The organism is Micromonospora sp. S4605, assembly GCF_003176715.1.
In the GTDB taxonomy this organism is placed as follows: domain Bacteria; phylum Actinomycetota; class Actinomycetes; order Mycobacteriales; family Micromonosporaceae; genus Micromonospora; species Micromonospora echinaurantiaca.
Map to the genome: position 1 here is coordinate 1 of NZ_QGSW01000238.1, position 14355 is coordinate 14355.

General features: G+C 75.6%; 11 protein-coding genes. 8 read left to right on the forward strand and 3 right to left on the reverse strand.

All coding sequences use genetic code 11. The features are described 5' to 3' along the window. The first annotated feature begins 10 nt into the window (after positions 1–10). The 4 genes from dacB to DLJ47_RS20580 all read left to right on the forward strand — a co-directional run bounded on the left by dacB (position 11) and on the right by DLJ47_RS20580 (position 5581). Entirely contained in the window at positions 11–1504 is a 1494-nt protein-coding gene (gene dacB, locus DLJ47_RS20565; RefSeq protein ID WP_109901789.1) for a D-alanyl-D-alanine carboxypeptidase/D-alanyl-D-alanine endopeptidase, read from the forward strand. Positions 1505–1695: 191 nt separating this feature from the next. Next, the gene (locus DLJ47_RS20570; RefSeq protein WP_109901803.1) at positions 1696–2766 is read left to right on the forward strand and encodes a zinc-dependent metalloprotease; all 1071 of its coding nucleotides are present in this window, start codon (positions 1696–1698) and stop codon (positions 2764–2766) included. 10 nt (positions 2767–2776) lie between these two features. After that, entirely contained in the window at positions 2777–3766 is a 990-nt protein-coding gene (gene tilS, locus DLJ47_RS20575) for a tRNA lysidine(34) synthetase TilS (protein ID WP_109901791.1), read from the forward strand. Between the two features lie 171 nt (positions 3767–3937). Continuing rightward, positions 3938–5581 carry a gamma-glutamyltransferase family protein gene (locus DLJ47_RS20580; protein ID WP_109901793.1) on the forward strand — a complete coding sequence of 548 codons (1644 nt, stop codon included), beginning with the start codon at positions 3938–3940 and terminating at the stop codon, positions 5579–5581. 10 nt (positions 5582–5591) lie between these two features. On the opposite strand, the gene DLJ47_RS20585 is transcribed toward DLJ47_RS20580, so the two are convergent. Beyond that, entirely contained in the window at positions 5592–6554 is a 963-nt protein-coding gene (locus DLJ47_RS20585) for a GlxA family transcriptional regulator (protein WP_109901795.1), read from the reverse strand. Positions 6555–6704: 150 nt separating this feature from the next. Between DLJ47_RS20585 and DLJ47_RS36365 the strand changes: the two genes are divergently transcribed. The 4 genes from DLJ47_RS36365 (at position 6705) to folE (ending at position 10663) form a co-directional block, all read left to right on the forward strand. Then, the gene (locus DLJ47_RS36365) at positions 6705–6842 is read left to right on the forward strand and encodes a hypothetical protein (RefSeq protein ID WP_199235936.1); all 138 of its coding nucleotides are present in this window, start codon (positions 6705–6707) and stop codon (positions 6840–6842) included. A 100-nt stretch (positions 6843–6942) separates the two neighbouring features. Next, the gene (gene hpt / locus DLJ47_RS20590) at positions 6943–7518 is read left to right on the forward strand and encodes a hypoxanthine phosphoribosyltransferase (RefSeq protein ID WP_088996427.1); all 576 of its coding nucleotides are present in this window, start codon (positions 6943–6945) and stop codon (positions 7516–7518) included. A gap of 431 nt (positions 7519–7949) precedes the next feature. Continuing rightward, a complete protein-coding gene (gene ftsH, locus DLJ47_RS20595) occupies positions 7950–9962 on the forward strand; it encodes an ATP-dependent zinc metalloprotease FtsH (RefSeq protein WP_109901797.1) in 2013 nt (670 codons plus the stop codon). Positions 9963–9997: 35 nt separating this feature from the next. Next, positions 9998–10663 carry a GTP cyclohydrolase I FolE gene (gene folE / locus DLJ47_RS20600; RefSeq protein ID WP_109901799.1) on the forward strand — a complete coding sequence of 222 codons (666 nt, stop codon included), beginning with the start codon at positions 9998–10000 and terminating at the stop codon, positions 10661–10663. A 121-nt stretch (positions 10664–10784) separates the two neighbouring features. Here the strand turns inward: folE and DLJ47_RS20605 are convergent, their stop codons facing one another. Together DLJ47_RS20605 and DLJ47_RS20610 are read right to left on the reverse strand one after the other, a co-directional pair. After that, on the reverse strand, positions 10785–11522 hold the full coding sequence (locus DLJ47_RS20605; protein WP_233257925.1) for a hypothetical protein: 738 nt from the start codon (positions 11520–11522) through the stop codon (positions 10785–10787). A gap of 40 nt (positions 11523–11562) precedes the next feature. Continuing rightward, complete coding sequence (locus tag DLJ47_RS20610) at positions 11563–14097, reverse strand: FtsK/SpoIIIE domain-containing protein (RefSeq protein ID WP_109901801.1); 2535 nt, start codon at positions 14095–14097, stop codon at positions 11563–11565. Positions 14098–14355: the final 258 nt, after the last annotated feature.

Sequence of the window (14355 nt, forward strand, 5' to 3'; positions counted from 1 at the left end):
CTCCGTACCCGTGTCGCCGCCGCCCGCCGGCGCGGCGCCGGCCGCCGCCGTACCCCCCGCGCCGGCCCGGCGCCGGCGGCTGCTGCCGCTCGTGCTCGCCGCGGTGCTGCTGCTCGCGCTGGCCGCCGGGGTGGTCGTGGTCCGTCCCGGCCCGGTGGCGCAGTGGCTCGGCGACGACCAGGCCGGCGGTCCGGCGAGCGCCCAGCCGGCCGACCCGCCGCCGGTGCCGGTGCTGGCCGGGGCGGACGCCAATGCCCCGCTGCCCACCCCGGACGGGGTCTCCGCCGCGCTCGACCCGCTGGTCGGCGCCGCCGCGCTCGGTGACCGGGTCAACGTCTCGGTGGCCGACGTGGCCACCGGCCAGCCGCTCTTCGGCGCCCACGAGGACGACGGCACCGTGCCCGCCTCGGTGACCAAGCTGGTGACCGCGGTGACCGTGCTCGCCGCGCGCGGTCCCGGCCACCGCATCCCGACCCGGGCGGTGGCCGGCGCCAGCCCGGGCGAGGTGGTGATCGTCGGCGGCGGCGACCCCACCCTGGCGGTGGACAAGAAGGGCTTCTACCCCGGTGCGGCCCGGCTGGACGACCTGGCCGCCCAGGTGAAGGCGGCGCTCGGCGGCACCGCGCCGACCAAGGTCACCGTCGACTCCTCGCTCTACTCCGGCCCGGTCCACGAACCCGGCTGGGACGACGACATCCCCACCGGCGGCTACGGCGGCGCGATCACCGCGCTGATGACCGACGGCGCGCGCAAGGACGTGCCGCAGGCCAAGCGGGACCACGACGCCGGCAACCACGGCGCCGAGCGGGTGTCCCAGCCCGACCTGGTCGCCGGCCGCGCCTTCGCCCGGCTGCTCGGCGTGCCCGCCGACGCGGTCAGCCGCGGCCGGGCGCCGGCCGCCGGCGCCGACGCCACCGCCGGCGCCCCCGGCAGCGAGTTGGGCAAGGTGGAGTCGCTGCCGATGGTCCGGCTGGTCGACATCATGATCAGCGACAGCGACAACATCGTCGCCGAGGCGCTGGCCCGCCAGGTCGCGCTGGCCCGGGACCAGCCCGCCTCGTTCACCGGCGCCGCCGCCGCGATGGACGCCGTGGCGGGCGAGCTTGGCCTGCCCGCCGACGAGCTCGCCCTCGCCGACGGCAGCGGGTTGTCCCGTACCAACCGGATCAGCCCCTCGCTGCTCACCGACCTGATCACGCTCGCCGGCAACGGCAGCCGTCCCGAGCTGGCGGCGGTCTTCGGCGGCCTGCCGGTCGCCGGCTGGTCCGGCACGCTGGGCGAGCGCTACGCGACGGACGGCACCCGGTCCGGCGCGGGCGTGGTCCGGGCGAAGACCGGCACGCTGACCAAGGTGCACGCGATCGCCGGGCTGGTCACCACCGCCGACGGACGGCTGCTCACCTTCGCCGTGCTCACCGACGCGGTGCCGCCGGACGGGATGGAGGCAGCCCGGGTGGCGCTGGACCGGATCGGCGCCACGCTCGCCGGCTGCGGCTGCCGCTGAGCCCGCCGGCCCGGCCCGTCCGCCGTGACGCGGTCGACCGGCGCCGGCATCGGCGGCCAGCACCGCGCCGGCCAGCCGGGCGGCACCGCCACCCTGCCGGCCCCGCGTGGCGGCCCGCGGTCGGCGGCGACCGGCGTCGATCGCCGACGCGAGCCCGGGCCGGGGTGTTCCGGCGCGGGTACGGTGGGTGCATGGCGCAGTTCGTGGACTGGGATCTGGCCGCCGCGACCGCGGGGGCACTGGGCAAGTCGGGCCCCCGGGTGTCGTACGCGGAGGCCACCGACGTGGTCGCCGACCTGCGGCGGCTGACCGAGGAGGCGGCCGGGCACGTCGCCGACTACACCGGCCTGCGCCCACAGGTGTCCCACCCGCCGGTGCGGGTGGTCGACCGGCGGGACTGGGCGGCGACCAACATCGCCGGGCTGCGCGAGGTGATCAGCCCCCTGGTCAGCCGGCTCTCCGGCGACAAGCAGCCCGGCCCGCTGACCGAGGCGATCGGCTCCCGGCTGACCGGCGTGCAGGCCGGTACCGTGCTGGCGTACCTCTCCGGCCGGGTGCTCGGCCAGTACGAGGTCTTCTCCGCCGACCCGGGCCAGCTGCTGCTGGTCGCGCCGAACATCGTCGAGGTGGAGCGCAAGCTCGGCGCCGACCCGCGCGACTTCCGGCTCTGGGTGTGCCTGCACGAGGTGACCCACCGCACCCAGTTCACCGCCGTGCCCTGGATGCGCGCGTACTTCCTCAGCGAGGTGCAGGCGTTCGTCGACGCCTCGGCCGGTGGCGGCGAGCACCTGCTGGAGCGGCTGCGCCGGGGCGTGGCCACGCTCTCCGAGGCGGTCCGCGACCCGGAGAGCCGCACCAGCGTGCTGGACCTCGTCCAGACGCCGGCCCAGCGGGCCGTGCTGGACCGGCTCACCGCGCTGATGACCCTGCTCGAGGGGCACGCCGAGTTCGTGATGGACGGGGTCGGCCCGCAGGTGATCCCGAGCGTCGAGCGGATCCGGGCGGCGTTCAACCGGCGCCGTGAGTCCGGCAACCCGCTGGAGAAGGCGATCCGCCGGCTGCTCGGCGTCGACGTCAAGATGCGCCAGTACGCCGAGGGCCGCAAGTTCGTGCACGGCGTGGTGGAGCGGGTCGGGATGGCCGGCTTCAACAAGGTCTTCGACTCGCCGCTCACCCTGCCCCGGCTCGAGGAGCTCGGCGACCCGGACGCCTGGGTGGCGCGGGTGCACGGGCCGGTGGGCCCGGTGCCGGTCGTCGGCTGACCGTCGACCCGTGGCCGCGCTCGCCCCGCCGGTCGCCGCGATCCGGGTCGCGGTACGTCGCGCGCTGGCCGACCTGCCGTCCGGGCCGGTGTTGGTCGCCTGCTCCGGCGGCGCGGACTCGCTCGCGCTGGCCGCGGCCACCGTCTTCGTGGCGCCCCGGCTGGGCCGGTCGGCCGGTCTGGTGACCGTCGACCACGGCCTGCAGGCCGGATCCGCGGAGCGGGCCGCGGCGGTGGCGACCTGGGCGGGTGCCGCCGGGTTCGTCCCGGTGGAGGCGGTCCGGGTCGAGGTGGCCGGCCGCCCCGGTGGGCCGGAGGCGGCCGCCCGGGAGGCTCGTTACCAGGCGTTGGCCGAGGTGGCCCGGCGGCACCGGGCGGTGGCGGTGCTCACCGGGCACACCCGGGACGACCAGGCCGAGACGGTGCTGCTCGCGCTCGCCCGGGGCGCTGGCCCGCGCGGGCTGGCCGGGATGCCGGCCCGGCGGGACCTGGCCGGGGTGCCGCTGCTGCGCCCGCTGCTGGAGGTGAGCCGGGAGCAGACCCGCAAGGCGTGCGCGGTGCTCGGGCTGACCCCGTGGGAGGACCCGCACAACACCGACCCCTCGTACGCCCGCGCCCGGGTCCGCGCCGACGTGCTGCCGGCGCTGGTGCGGGCGCTCGGGCCGGGGGTGCTGGAGAACCTGGCCCGGACCGCCCGGCTGGTGGCGGCGGACAACGCCGCGCTGGACGACCTGGCCGCGACCGCGCTCGCCGGGGTCCGGCACCCCGCCGGCGGGCTGTCGGTCGCGGCGCTCGCCGACCTGGCTCCCGCGGTGCGCGGTCGGGTGCTGCACGCCTGGGCCCGTGAGCTGGGCGCCCCGCCGGCCGCGCTGTCGCACCGGCACGTGACCGCCCTGGACACGCTGGTCACCGGCTGGCGTGGGCAGGGCGCCGCGCACCTGCCCGGCGGTCTGCGGGTGATCCGCCGCGACGGCCGGCTGACCCGTGTCGGCGCAGCCTGAGGGGCCGGCGCACCGCCGGGCCGATGAGCGCCGAGGGACGACGGTCGCGCCGGGCCGCTGACCGGTGACCGGAAGAACGCCGTCGGCCGGTGGGTGGGCAGGGCTGCGGGTGCCGCCGGATCGACGACCACCGGGGGCGCGGCCGCCGCCGGGAGGCGGTAGACATGGCGCATGGCGTACCCCCGACAGCCGCTCTACGCTCCGCACGGCGCGGTGGCGACGAGCCATCCCCTGGCCGCGGCGGCCGGCCTGGCCGTGCTGCGGCGCGGCGGCAACGCGGTCGACGCGGCGCTGGCCACGGCGATCACCCTGACCGTGGTGCAGCCCCCGTCCAACGACATCGGCGGTGACCTGTTCGCCCTGGTCTGGGACGGCGAGCGGCTGCACGGGCTGAACGCCTCCGGCCGGTCGCCCGCGGCGCTGACCCTGGCGGCGGTGCGCGCCGCGACCGGCGGCCGGAGCGCGGCTCCGGTGGCCGCGCTCGGCGGCGCCCAGTCGGCCGGGCCGGCGCTGCCGGCGCGGGGCTGGCTGCCGGTGACCGTCCCCGGCGCGCCGGCCGGCTGGCGGGACCTGCACGACCGGTTCGGCCGGCTGCCCTTCGCCGACCTCTTCACCGACGCGGTCGGGTACGCCGAGCACGGCCACCCGGTCTCCGCCGGGGTGGCCGCGGCCTGGGCGCGCGGGGTGGCCGCGCACGCCGAGCTGGCCGGTCCGGAGTACGCCGAGTTCGAGCGGGTGTTCGCGCCCGGCGGCCGGGCGCCGCGGCCGGGGGAGCGGTGGCGCAACCCGGACGCCGCCCGCACCCTGCGTCGGATCGCCGAGACCGGGTCCGAGGACTTCTACCGCGGTGCGACGGCCGAGGCGCTGGCCCGGCACGCCGCCCGGACCGGCGGGCTGCTCACCGGCGACGACCTCGCCGGGCACACCTCCAGCTGGGTGGACCCGGTGCCGGTGCGCTACCGGGGCCACCAGGTGTGGGAGCTGCCGCCGAACGGGCAGGGCCTGGCCGCGCTGGTAGCGCTCGGTGTGCTGGACGGGCTGGAGCTGGCCGACGTCCCGTTGGCGGACCGCCTGCACCGGCAGATCGAGGCGGTCAAGCTCGGCTTCGCCGACGCGCACGCGTACGTCGCCGACCCGGACCTGGTGCCGGTACCCACCGCGGCGCTGCTCTCACCCGGTTACCTCGCCGCCCGCCGGGCGTTGATCACCGATCGCGCCGGCGAGCCGGTGGCCGGCGACCCGGAGCGCGGCGGCACCGTCTACCTCTGCACGGCCGACGTCGGCGGCATGATGGTCAGCCTCATCCAGTCCACCTACCTGGCGTTCGGCTCGCACGTGGTGCTGCCCGGGCACGGCTTCGCGCTGCAGAACCGGGGCCTCGGCTTCCGCCTCGACCCGGCGCACCCGAACGTGGTGGGGCCCGGTAGGCGGCCGTACCACACCATCATCCCCGGCTTCCTGACCAGGGACGGTGAGCCGGTCGGGCCGTTCGGGGTGATGGGCGGGCACATGCAGCCGCAGGGGCACGTCCAGCTCGTCTCGGCCACCCTCGACGCCGGGCTCGACCCGCAGGCGGCACTCGACGCGCCGCGCTGGTACTGGCACGCCGGCCGGTCGCTGCTGGTCGAGCCGGAGCTGGTCGGCACGGCGGAGGGGCGGGCGGCGGTGGACGAGCTGCGGGCCCGCGGTCACGAGATCACCGTCGCGGCGGAGCCGGCCGTCTTCGGGTACGGGCAGGCGATCTGGCGGACGGCCGACGGCGGCTACGTGGCCGGCTCGGAGTCCCGGGTCGACGGCGGCATGGGCGGCTTCTGACCCTGGTGGCTCAGCCGGCGTGCGCGCGGTCGCGGAAGGTGGTGCGGTAGCTGTGCGGGGTGGCGCCGACCCGGCGGGCGAAGTGGTGCCGCAGTGCGGCGGCGTCACCGAACCCGGACCGGTCGGCGACGTCCTCCACACTCAGCCGGGTCTCCTCCAACAGCCGTCGGGCCAGCAGCACCCGCTGGTTGGTCAGCCAGTCGTGCGGGGTGGTGCCGGTCTCGGCGCGGAACCGGCGGGCGAAGGTACGCGGGGCCATGCCGGCCCGGGTGGCGATCTCGTCAACCGTCACCGGCCGGTCCAGGTGCCCCATCAGCCACTCCAGCACCGGTTCGAGGGTGGGCGCCTCGGGCGCCTTGGGGATCGGCGCCTCGACGTACTGTGACTGCCCGCCGTCGCGGTGCGGCGGGACGACCATCCGGCGGGCCAGCCGGGTGGCCGTGGCCGAGCCGTGCTCCTGGCGTACCAGGTGCAGGCAGGCGTCGATGCCGGCCGCGGTGCCGGCGCTGGTGAGCAGCCGGCCGTCCTGGACGTAGAGCGAGTTGCACTGCACCCGGGCGGTGGGGTGGCGCCGTTGGAGTTCGTCGACGTACTTCCAGTGGGTGGTGCAGTCGCGGTCGTCGAGCAGGCCGGCCTCGCCGAGCAGGAACGCTCCCGAGCAGACGCTGAGCAGGTAGGCGCCCCGGTCGGCGGCCCGGCGCAGCGCGTCGAGCACCGCCGGCGGCGCGTTCGTGCCGTGCCGGTGGGCGGGTACGGCGACCAGGTCGGCCTCGTCGACCGAGCCCAGGCCGGCGTGCGGCACCAGCTGGAAGCCGGAGGCGGTGGACACCGCCGCGCCGTCCGGGCTGCACACCTGGAAGCGGTAGCCGGGGAAGCCGTCGGCCGTGCGGTCGGTGCCGAAGACCTCGGCCAGGACGCCCAGCTCGAACGCGGCGACCCCGTCGAGGGCGAGGACGGCGACCGTACGCAGCATGTGACGAGGGTAACCCCAAGGGTGGCAGGAAATCGAGCCTGAGTGGCATTCCTGCCACTGTCTGGCCCGGACGGACCGGCGGAGACTATGTGCAGTCCGGTGCGCACCGGCGGCGAAACCGACAGCAAACGTGCGAAAGCGAGCGCCGCCATGGAGTTCCTGTTCTTCCTGCTCTTCCTCGTCCTCCTCGCTGCCGCCTCGGCGGCCGGCCTGACCGCCGACAGCCGGGACTCGGCCGACTGGAAGCCCACCGACAACGGTCACCGGTGGCGGTCGGGTACCTGCTGAGGTGATTGGTCAACTTTGCGGGAAAAATCCTGGGCGGGACCGCGCCAAAAGGGGCGGCCCCGCCGACGGGGGCCGTCCGGCGTACGGCAGGCTAGGGGTCATGGCTGACGGCTCCTGGTACGACGCCGACATCGACCACGTGATCATCTCCGAGGCGCAGATCCGCGAGAAGACCGCGGAACTGGCCAAGCAGGTTTCGGCGGACTACGCCCACGTCGAGGACGGACTCCTGCTCGTCTGCGTGCTCAAGGGCGCGGTCATGTTCATGGCCGACTTCGCCCGGGCGCTGGGCCGGCAGGGGCCCCCCGCCGAACTCGACTTCATGGCCATCTCCTCGTACGGCCAGGGCACCACCTCCTCCGGGGTGGTCCGCATCCTCAAGGACCTGGACCGGGACATCGCCGGCCGGCACGTGGTCGTGGTCGAGGACATCGTCGACTCCGGGCTGACCCTCTCCTGGCTGCTGCGCTACCTGGAGTCGCGCTCCGCGGCGAGCGTCGAGGTGGTGGCGCTGTTCCGCAAGCCGGACGCGGTCAAGGTGCCGGTCCCGGTGAAGTACGTCGGCTTCGACATCCCGACCGAGTTCGTCGTCGGCTACGGCCTCGACTTCGCCGAGCGCTACCGCGAGCTGCCCTACGTCGGCGTGCTCAAGCCGGAGGTCTACGCCCGCTCCTGAGCGCGGCTCGGATCGGCGCGCGTCGAGCCGACGTTCAGCGGACTCCCAGCCGATCCGACTACCGTGGATGTCGGTGGCGCGGAGGCAGCTCCGCTCCCGGCCCCTCGACCGCGTGACCGGGCGATCGGGGTGGCCCGGGTCGGACTCCCCGCCACGCCGGCCATCGCCCGGGCTCCGCTGGGTGTGGGACACGGGCTGGCGGGCCCGGCCGCGGGGCGCTTCGTCGATCTCGATGGGGCGCGACTGCGGGGCTCGCAAGCTCACTCCTCGCGCGCACGGTGTACCGTCGAATGACCGCGGCGCGGCAGATTAGCGCCTCGGGGTCGCGGCCGGCCCGCACGGCGGCCCGGCGCCGCCCCAGGCGGCGACACCATTCAGACGGTCAGGACGTCGATCAGGAGGATGCGGGCGTCTCGGCGCTCGACGACAGCATGGAACGTACGCGTTTCTTCCGCCGACCGGTGGTCTGGATCATCCTGGTCATCCTCGGCGCCGTTGTGCTCAGCCAACTCTTCACGGCTGGTCCCAGTTACCACCGGGTGGACACGTCGGTGGCGCTCGACCAGCTCCACACCGCCAAGATCAACAAGGCGGTCTTCCAGGACAAGGAGCAGACGCTCCAGCTCGAACTGGCCGAGAAGGCCAAGTTCGGCGACACCACCACCGACCGGATCGAGGCCCAGTTCCCGTACGAGGTCGGCAACCAGGTCTGGAACGAGGTCCTGGACGCCAAGGCGAACAACCGGATCACCGGCCCGGCCGACACCAAGGTCTCGTCGGACAGCATCTGGGTCAGCCTGCTGGTCAACCTCCTGCCCATCGCGCTGCTCGTGCTCCTGCTGCTCTTCTTCATGTCGCAGATGCAGGGCGGCGGCTCCCGGGTGCTCAACTTCGGCAAGTCCAAGGCCAAGATGATCACCAAGGACACGCCGAAGACCACGTTCGCCGACGTGGCGGGCGCCGAGGAGGCCGTCGAGGAGCTGCACGAGATCAAGGACTTCCTGCAGAACCCGGCCAAGTACCAGGCGCTGGGCGCCAAGATCCCGAAGGGCGTGCTGCTCTTCGGCCCGCCCGGTACCGGTAAGACGCTGCTGGCCCGCGCGGTCGCCGGCGAGGCCGGGGTGCCGTTCTACTCGATCTCCGGCTCCGACTTCGTGGAGATGTTCGTCGGTGTCGGCGCCAGCCGGGTCCGCGACCTCTTCGAGCAGGCCAAGGCGAACGCCCCGGCGATCGTCTTCGTCGACGAGATCGACGCCGTCGGCCGGCACCGCGGCGCCGGCATGGGCGGCGGCCACGACGAGCGCGAGCAGACCCTCAACCAGCTGCTGGTCGAGATGGACGGCTTCGACACCAAGGGCGGGGTCATCCTGATCGCCGCCACCAACCGGCCGGACATCCTCGACCCGGCGCTGCTGCGCCCGGGCCGGTTCGACCGGCAGATCCCGGTGGACGCCCCCGACATGGAGGGCCGCAAGGCGATCCTGCGGGTGCACGCCAAGGGCAAGCCGTTCACCCCGGACGTCGACCTCGACTCGGTGGCGCGGCGCACCCCGGGCTTCAGCGGCGCCGACCTGGCCAACGTGATCAACGAGGCCGCGCTGCTCACCGCCCGCAAGGACCAGCGGGCGATCACCAACGACTCCCTGGAGGAGTCGATCGACCGGGTGATCGCCGGTCCGCAGCGGCGGACCCGGGTGATGAGCGACCAGGAGAAGAAGATCACCGCGTACCACGAGGGTGGGCACGCGCTGGTCGCCTGGGCGCTGCCGCACGCCGCGCCGGTGCACAAGGTGACGATCCTGTCCCGCGGGCGCTCGCTGGGCCACACCCTGGTGCTGCCCACCGAGGACAAGTACACCCAGACCCGCGCGGAGATGGTCGACACGCTGGCCTACGCGCTCGGTGGCCGGGCCGCCGAGGAGCTGGTCTTCCACGAGCCGACCACCGGCGCCGGCAACGACATCGAGAAGGCCACCCAGCTGGCCCGCGCGATGATCACCCAGTACGGCATGAGCTCCAAGCTCGGTGCGATCAAGTACGGCACCAGCGGCGACGAGCCGTTCCTCGGCCGCAACATGGGCCACGAGCGGGACTACTCCGACGCCGTCGCCGCCGAGATCGACGCCGAGATGCGGGCGCTGATCGAACTGGCCCACGACGAGGCCTGGGAGATCCTGGTCGAGTACCGGGACGTGCTGGACAACATCGTCCTCGAGCTGATGGAGAAGGAGACCCTCTCCACCGCCGACATGGCCCGGATCTGCGCGCGGGTGGCCAAGCGGCCGCCGATGGCGCCGTACAACGGCTTCGGCAAGCGCCAGCCCTCCACCGAGCCGCCGGTGCTCACCCCGGCGGAGAAGGAGGCGCTCAAGGTGCAGGCCCAGGCCGACGGCGCCGAGGCGACGGTCGGCGGCACCTCGAACAACTCGGACGGTACGCACTGAGCACCGATCCAGCGGCCAGCCCCCACCACCGGGGGCTGGCCGCGTCCGCAACCGAGCCCGACGGCGACGACGGCCTCGACTACGTCGCCGCCCGGTTGATCAGTGGCAAGCTCACCGGCCGGCCCGTCGAGGACACTATGGACCTCGGCCGGATCGAGAAGGCGGTCCGGGAGATCCTGATCGCGGTCGGGGAGGACCCGGACCGGGACGGCCTCCAGCAGACCCCGTCCCGGGTCGCCCGCGCGTACGCGGAACTCTTCGCCGGCCTCCGGGTCGACCCGGCCCAGGTGCTCAGCACCACCTTCGAGGCCAACCACGAGGAGCTGGTGCTGGTCCGGGACATCGACGTGATGAGCCTCTGCGAGCACCACCTGCTGCCGTTCCGCGGCAGCGCGCACATCGGCTACATCCCCGGGCCCGACGGCCGGATCACCGGCCTGTCCAAGCTGGCCCGGCTGGTCGAGGTCTTCGCCCGCCGGCCCCAGGTGCAGGAGCGCCTCACCTCGCAGATCGCCGACCTGCTGATGAGCAAGCTGGAGCCGCGCGGCGTGGTGGTGGTGCTCGAGTGCGAGCACATGTGCATGGCGATGCGCGGCATCCAGAAGTCCGGCGCCCAGACCATCACCTCGGCGGTGCGCGGCACCCTGCAGCACGACGCGAAGTCCCGCGCCGAGGCGATGGCCCTGATCATCCCCCGCTGACCCGAGCCGACCCGGCCGGCCGACCCCGCGTGCCGCGGGCGGCCGGCCGAGTGCTGTCCGGCGACGTCGCGGCCCCGGTCGACCACACCGGGCCGCCAGCCGGCTCGGCGGCCCGGTCGGTTCAGCCGGCGAGGAGCGCGAGCAGCAGCCCGGCGGTGACCAGCACCGCCGGGACCAGGCAGACCAGCGCGCCGAGCCGGGTCGTCCGGTCCGCCCGCCGGCCCGGCCGGGCCGGGAAGAGTCGCCCGGTGCCGATCCACCCGGCCGCGAAGGCCACCGCCGGCATCGGCAGCCCGCAGATCAGTGCCGCGACGCTCGCCGCCCCGGGCCCGGTCGCCAGGTAGACCGCCACCTGGATCACCGGCACCAGCAGTGCCAGCGGCGCGTACACCAGCAGGTTGCGCAGCGGGGCCGGCCAGCCGGCCGGGTTGACCCGGCCGCGCGCGGCCAGCGCCGCGTCCGCGGCCTCCGCCCGGTCGTGCGCGGCGCGCAGCCCGGCCAGCACCGCCGCCGGACCACCCGCCATCGACCGGGCCGCCTCGGTCAGCTCCGGCGGCGTGGGCACCAGCGAGATCGGTGGTACGCCCAGCTCGCGCAGCCGCGCCTCCTGCGGCGCCAGCCGGGTGCGTACGGCGGTCAGCTCCTCGCGCGCGGCCTGCACCGACCGGGCCTGCTCACCGGCGGCGGTGACCGCGTCCCGCCGTACCCCGTCCAGTTGCCGGGCCGCGGCCAGGTAGTCGGTCCAGGCGGCGGAGACCGGGTCGCCGCCGGCCGGTTGCGCCGGCACCCGTGCGCCGTCCCGCTGCCGCCCGGGGACGGCGGCGGTCACCACCCGGCCACCCACTTCGCCGTCGCTCATGGCCGAGGCTCCAGCGGGCTGTGCCCCGTGATCCGCTCGCTCATGCCACTCCCTCCGGGGCGAACGGGACCAGCACGGTGCCCCGCTCACCCGGCCCGTCCCAGAGCACCGCCCGACCCGGCCGGGGCCGCCAGTCGACCGGGCGACCGAAGACCGCCGCCAGTTGGGCACCGGGCACGTCCACCGCGGCGACCGCGGCGAGCTTGTCCACCTCGCCGTCCGCCGGCTCCAGCAGGGCCGCGAACGGCGGCACGGTGCGCCACCAGCCGAGCACGTGCAGGCCCGCCGGCGGGCCCTCCCGCAGCAGGGTCCGGAGCCGGGCAGCGGGCAGTCGCGCCCCGGCGTCCACCCCGAAGACCACCAGGTAGGCCGGCTCACCGGCGTCGGCGACGGCGAGCAGGCCGGGCAGGTCGACCCGCTCGACCGGATGCCGGGCGGCCAGCTCGGCGGCGAGCGCGTCGATGGCGGGGGTCCGGTCCTCCGTCGCCAGCACGAACCGCGCGGCACCCGGTGGATGGTGCGCGGCGGTGCTGCGGGCCGCGGTGGCCAGCAGCGCGGCCGCCTCCGGTCCCGGCCCGAGAACTGCCAGATTGCGGCCCGCCGCCGGCCCGAGCGGCACCGCCACCGTGGTACGGGCGACGGCCACCGCACGGCCGAGCAGGGCCGCGGGGCCGTGCGCCCGCCCGGCCAGCGCCGCCCGGTGCCGGGGATCGTTACGCAGCCGGGGGCGAGCGTAGCCGGCGAAGACCACCGGCGGCGCCGACCCCTCGGGCCGGGCCGACCAGAGCCGGTGGCGCAGCCGCTCCACCGTTTCCGGGTCGTCCTGCGGATCGGGGAAGCGGACCATGCGCTCGTGCCCCCGGATCGCGCCCCGCGGGCCGCCCAGCCCACCGGCGGTGTTCACCACCGCACTGCCCGCCGGCAGCCCCGCCGCCGAGTCGTTGGTCGGTTCCAGCACCGCGCCACCGCCGGGCAGCGCCACCCGCACCGGGAACTGCCCGAGCATCGAGTCGCGGTGCCCGCCGTCGGCACGGGAGCCCAGCCCGAGGTCACCCTCGCCGGCGAGGACCAGGTGGATGCCGTACGACCGGCCGCCCCGGGCCAGCATCTCCAGCCGGGCGGCGGCGTCTGCCGCCAACCGGTCCCGCTCGGCGAAGAGCAGCGGGAGATTGTCCAGCACGCAGACGATCCGCGGCAGCGGTTGGTGCTGCCGCAGCTCGGCGTAGCGCTGGCCACCGGCCCGGTGCCCGGCCTCCTCGCGGCGGTGCAGCTCCGTGGTCAACTGGTCGAGCAGGTCCAGCACGTACTCCCGGTCGGCGGCCAGCGCGGCGGTACGGACCTGCGGGATCCAGGAGCGGTCCCGCTCGGTCTGCAGGAACTCCACGAAGGACTCGCCGTCGCCGAGGTCCACCAGGTGCAGCACCAGCTCGTCCGGGCCGTACCGGGCGGCCAGGCCGAGCAGCGCGGTGGTGAGGAAGGTGGAGCGGCCCGTCCCGGACCGGCCGCTGACCAGCCAGTGCGGAGTCAGCTCGGTGAAGCCGAGGGAGACCGGCCGGCCGCCCGCGTCGCCCACGGTGGTGCTGAGCCCGTCGGCCGAACCGGCCGTCCACAGCTCGGCGTCCACGTCGGGCAGCAGGTCGCCCAGGGCCAGCCGGGAGCCCGCCTCCACCTGTTCGGCGAGCCGCCGGCAGACCGCGTCGACCAGGTCGGCGGGCGGGTCCGCCTCGACGAAGACCGGCGAGTTCAACCCGCCCGGCGGCTCCGCCCCGGGACCGGCGAACGAGGTCCCCGGCGGGTCGCCGAGCAGCGCGTACGCGGTGCGCATCGCCAGCGGGGTGGCCAGCGGCAGGGCGTCGCGGCCGGGCCGGGGCCAACCGGCGACCAGTAGGTGCAGCCCGGCCGACGGGCCCTGCTCGGCGAGCGCCGCGATCCGGCCCAGGTCGGTCGGACCGGTCGACTCGGGCAGCGCGGCGATCACCAGCAGCAGGGTGCGGTCGTGCCGGCGGCGACCGCTCGCGCCCGGCGCCACCCACTGCTCGGCCTCGTTCAGCACCGCACGCAGCCCGGCCACGTCCGCCACCGGCGGCGGCAGCAGGCCGGCGTCGGCGAGCGCCGCGAAGGGCGTCAGCGTGCCACCCGCCGCGTCCACCACGCGGACCAGCAGCGCACCGGCCGGGGTCGCCGCCAGCAACCGCAGCAGTACGGCCCGGAGCAGCCCGGCCACCCGGGGCTCGTACGCGTCGGCGTCCACGGTGAGATGACCCGTGCCGAGCAGCGGCACCAGCGCGGGGAAGCGGGCGTCGTCCAGGGGCGCCGCGGTGCCGACCCGGACGAACGGCGGCGGGCCCTCGCCGGCCGGCGCGGTCGGGGAAAGCGTCTCCAGTGGAGCGCCGGCCCAGCCGGGAGCCAGCACCGCCGCCGCCGCCCGCAGCCGCTCGGCCAGCTCGTACTGACGGCGCTGGTCGGCGGGGGCGGGCCGGGTCTCGTCGAGGACGACGGCGGCAGCGGTCGCGGTGGCGGCGGCCCGCCGGTGCAGAGCGGCGGCGCGGTTGGTACGTGCCTTCGGACCGGCCACCCGTCCACCCCCTCTGCCCGAGGCTGGCAACCCCGCCAGTGACGGTATCCCAGGTGGAGCCGCTCCTTGCGGATGCGCGGCGGCGCTGCGCCGGTGTTGTCGTGGATCTCACCGGTGGGGATGGGTCCGTCACGATCCGCTGGATCTGGGGCATTGGGTCCGCAGCGCCCAGCGGCTAGCCTCAGGGAGTGGAATCAGTGCAGCCCCCCGCCGGTTCCCAGGTCTCCCGCGTACCGGCGCAGCGGACGCCCCCCGACC

Bases quoted from the DNA above. Each gene is read 5' to 3' on its own strand.
- DLJ47_RS20605 (WP_233257925.1), bottom strand. From the start codon at position 11,522: ATGAGCGACGGCGAAGTGGGTGGCCGGGTGGTGACCGCCGCCGTCCCC.
- DLJ47_RS20570 (WP_109901803.1), top strand. From the start codon at position 1,696: ATGGCGCAGTTCGTGGACTGGGATCTGGCCGCCGCGACCGCGGGGGCA.
- DLJ47_RS20585 (WP_109901795.1), bottom strand. From the start codon at position 6,554: ATGCTGCGTACGGTCGCCGTCCTCGCCCTCGACGGGGTCGCCGCGTTC.
- hpt (WP_088996427.1), top strand. From the start codon at position 6,943: ATGGCTGACGGCTCCTGGTACGACGCCGACATCGACCACGTGATCATC.
- DLJ47_RS20580 (WP_109901793.1), top strand. From the start codon at position 3,938: ATGGCGTACCCCCGACAGCCGCTCTACGCTCCGCACGGCGCGGTGGCG.
- ftsH (WP_109901797.1), top strand. From the start codon at position 7,950: ATGGAACGTACGCGTTTCTTCCGCCGACCGGTGGTCTGGATCATCCTG.
- DLJ47_RS36365 (WP_199235936.1), top strand. From the start codon at position 6,705: ATGGAGTTCCTGTTCTTCCTGCTCTTCCTCGTCCTCCTCGCTGCCGCC.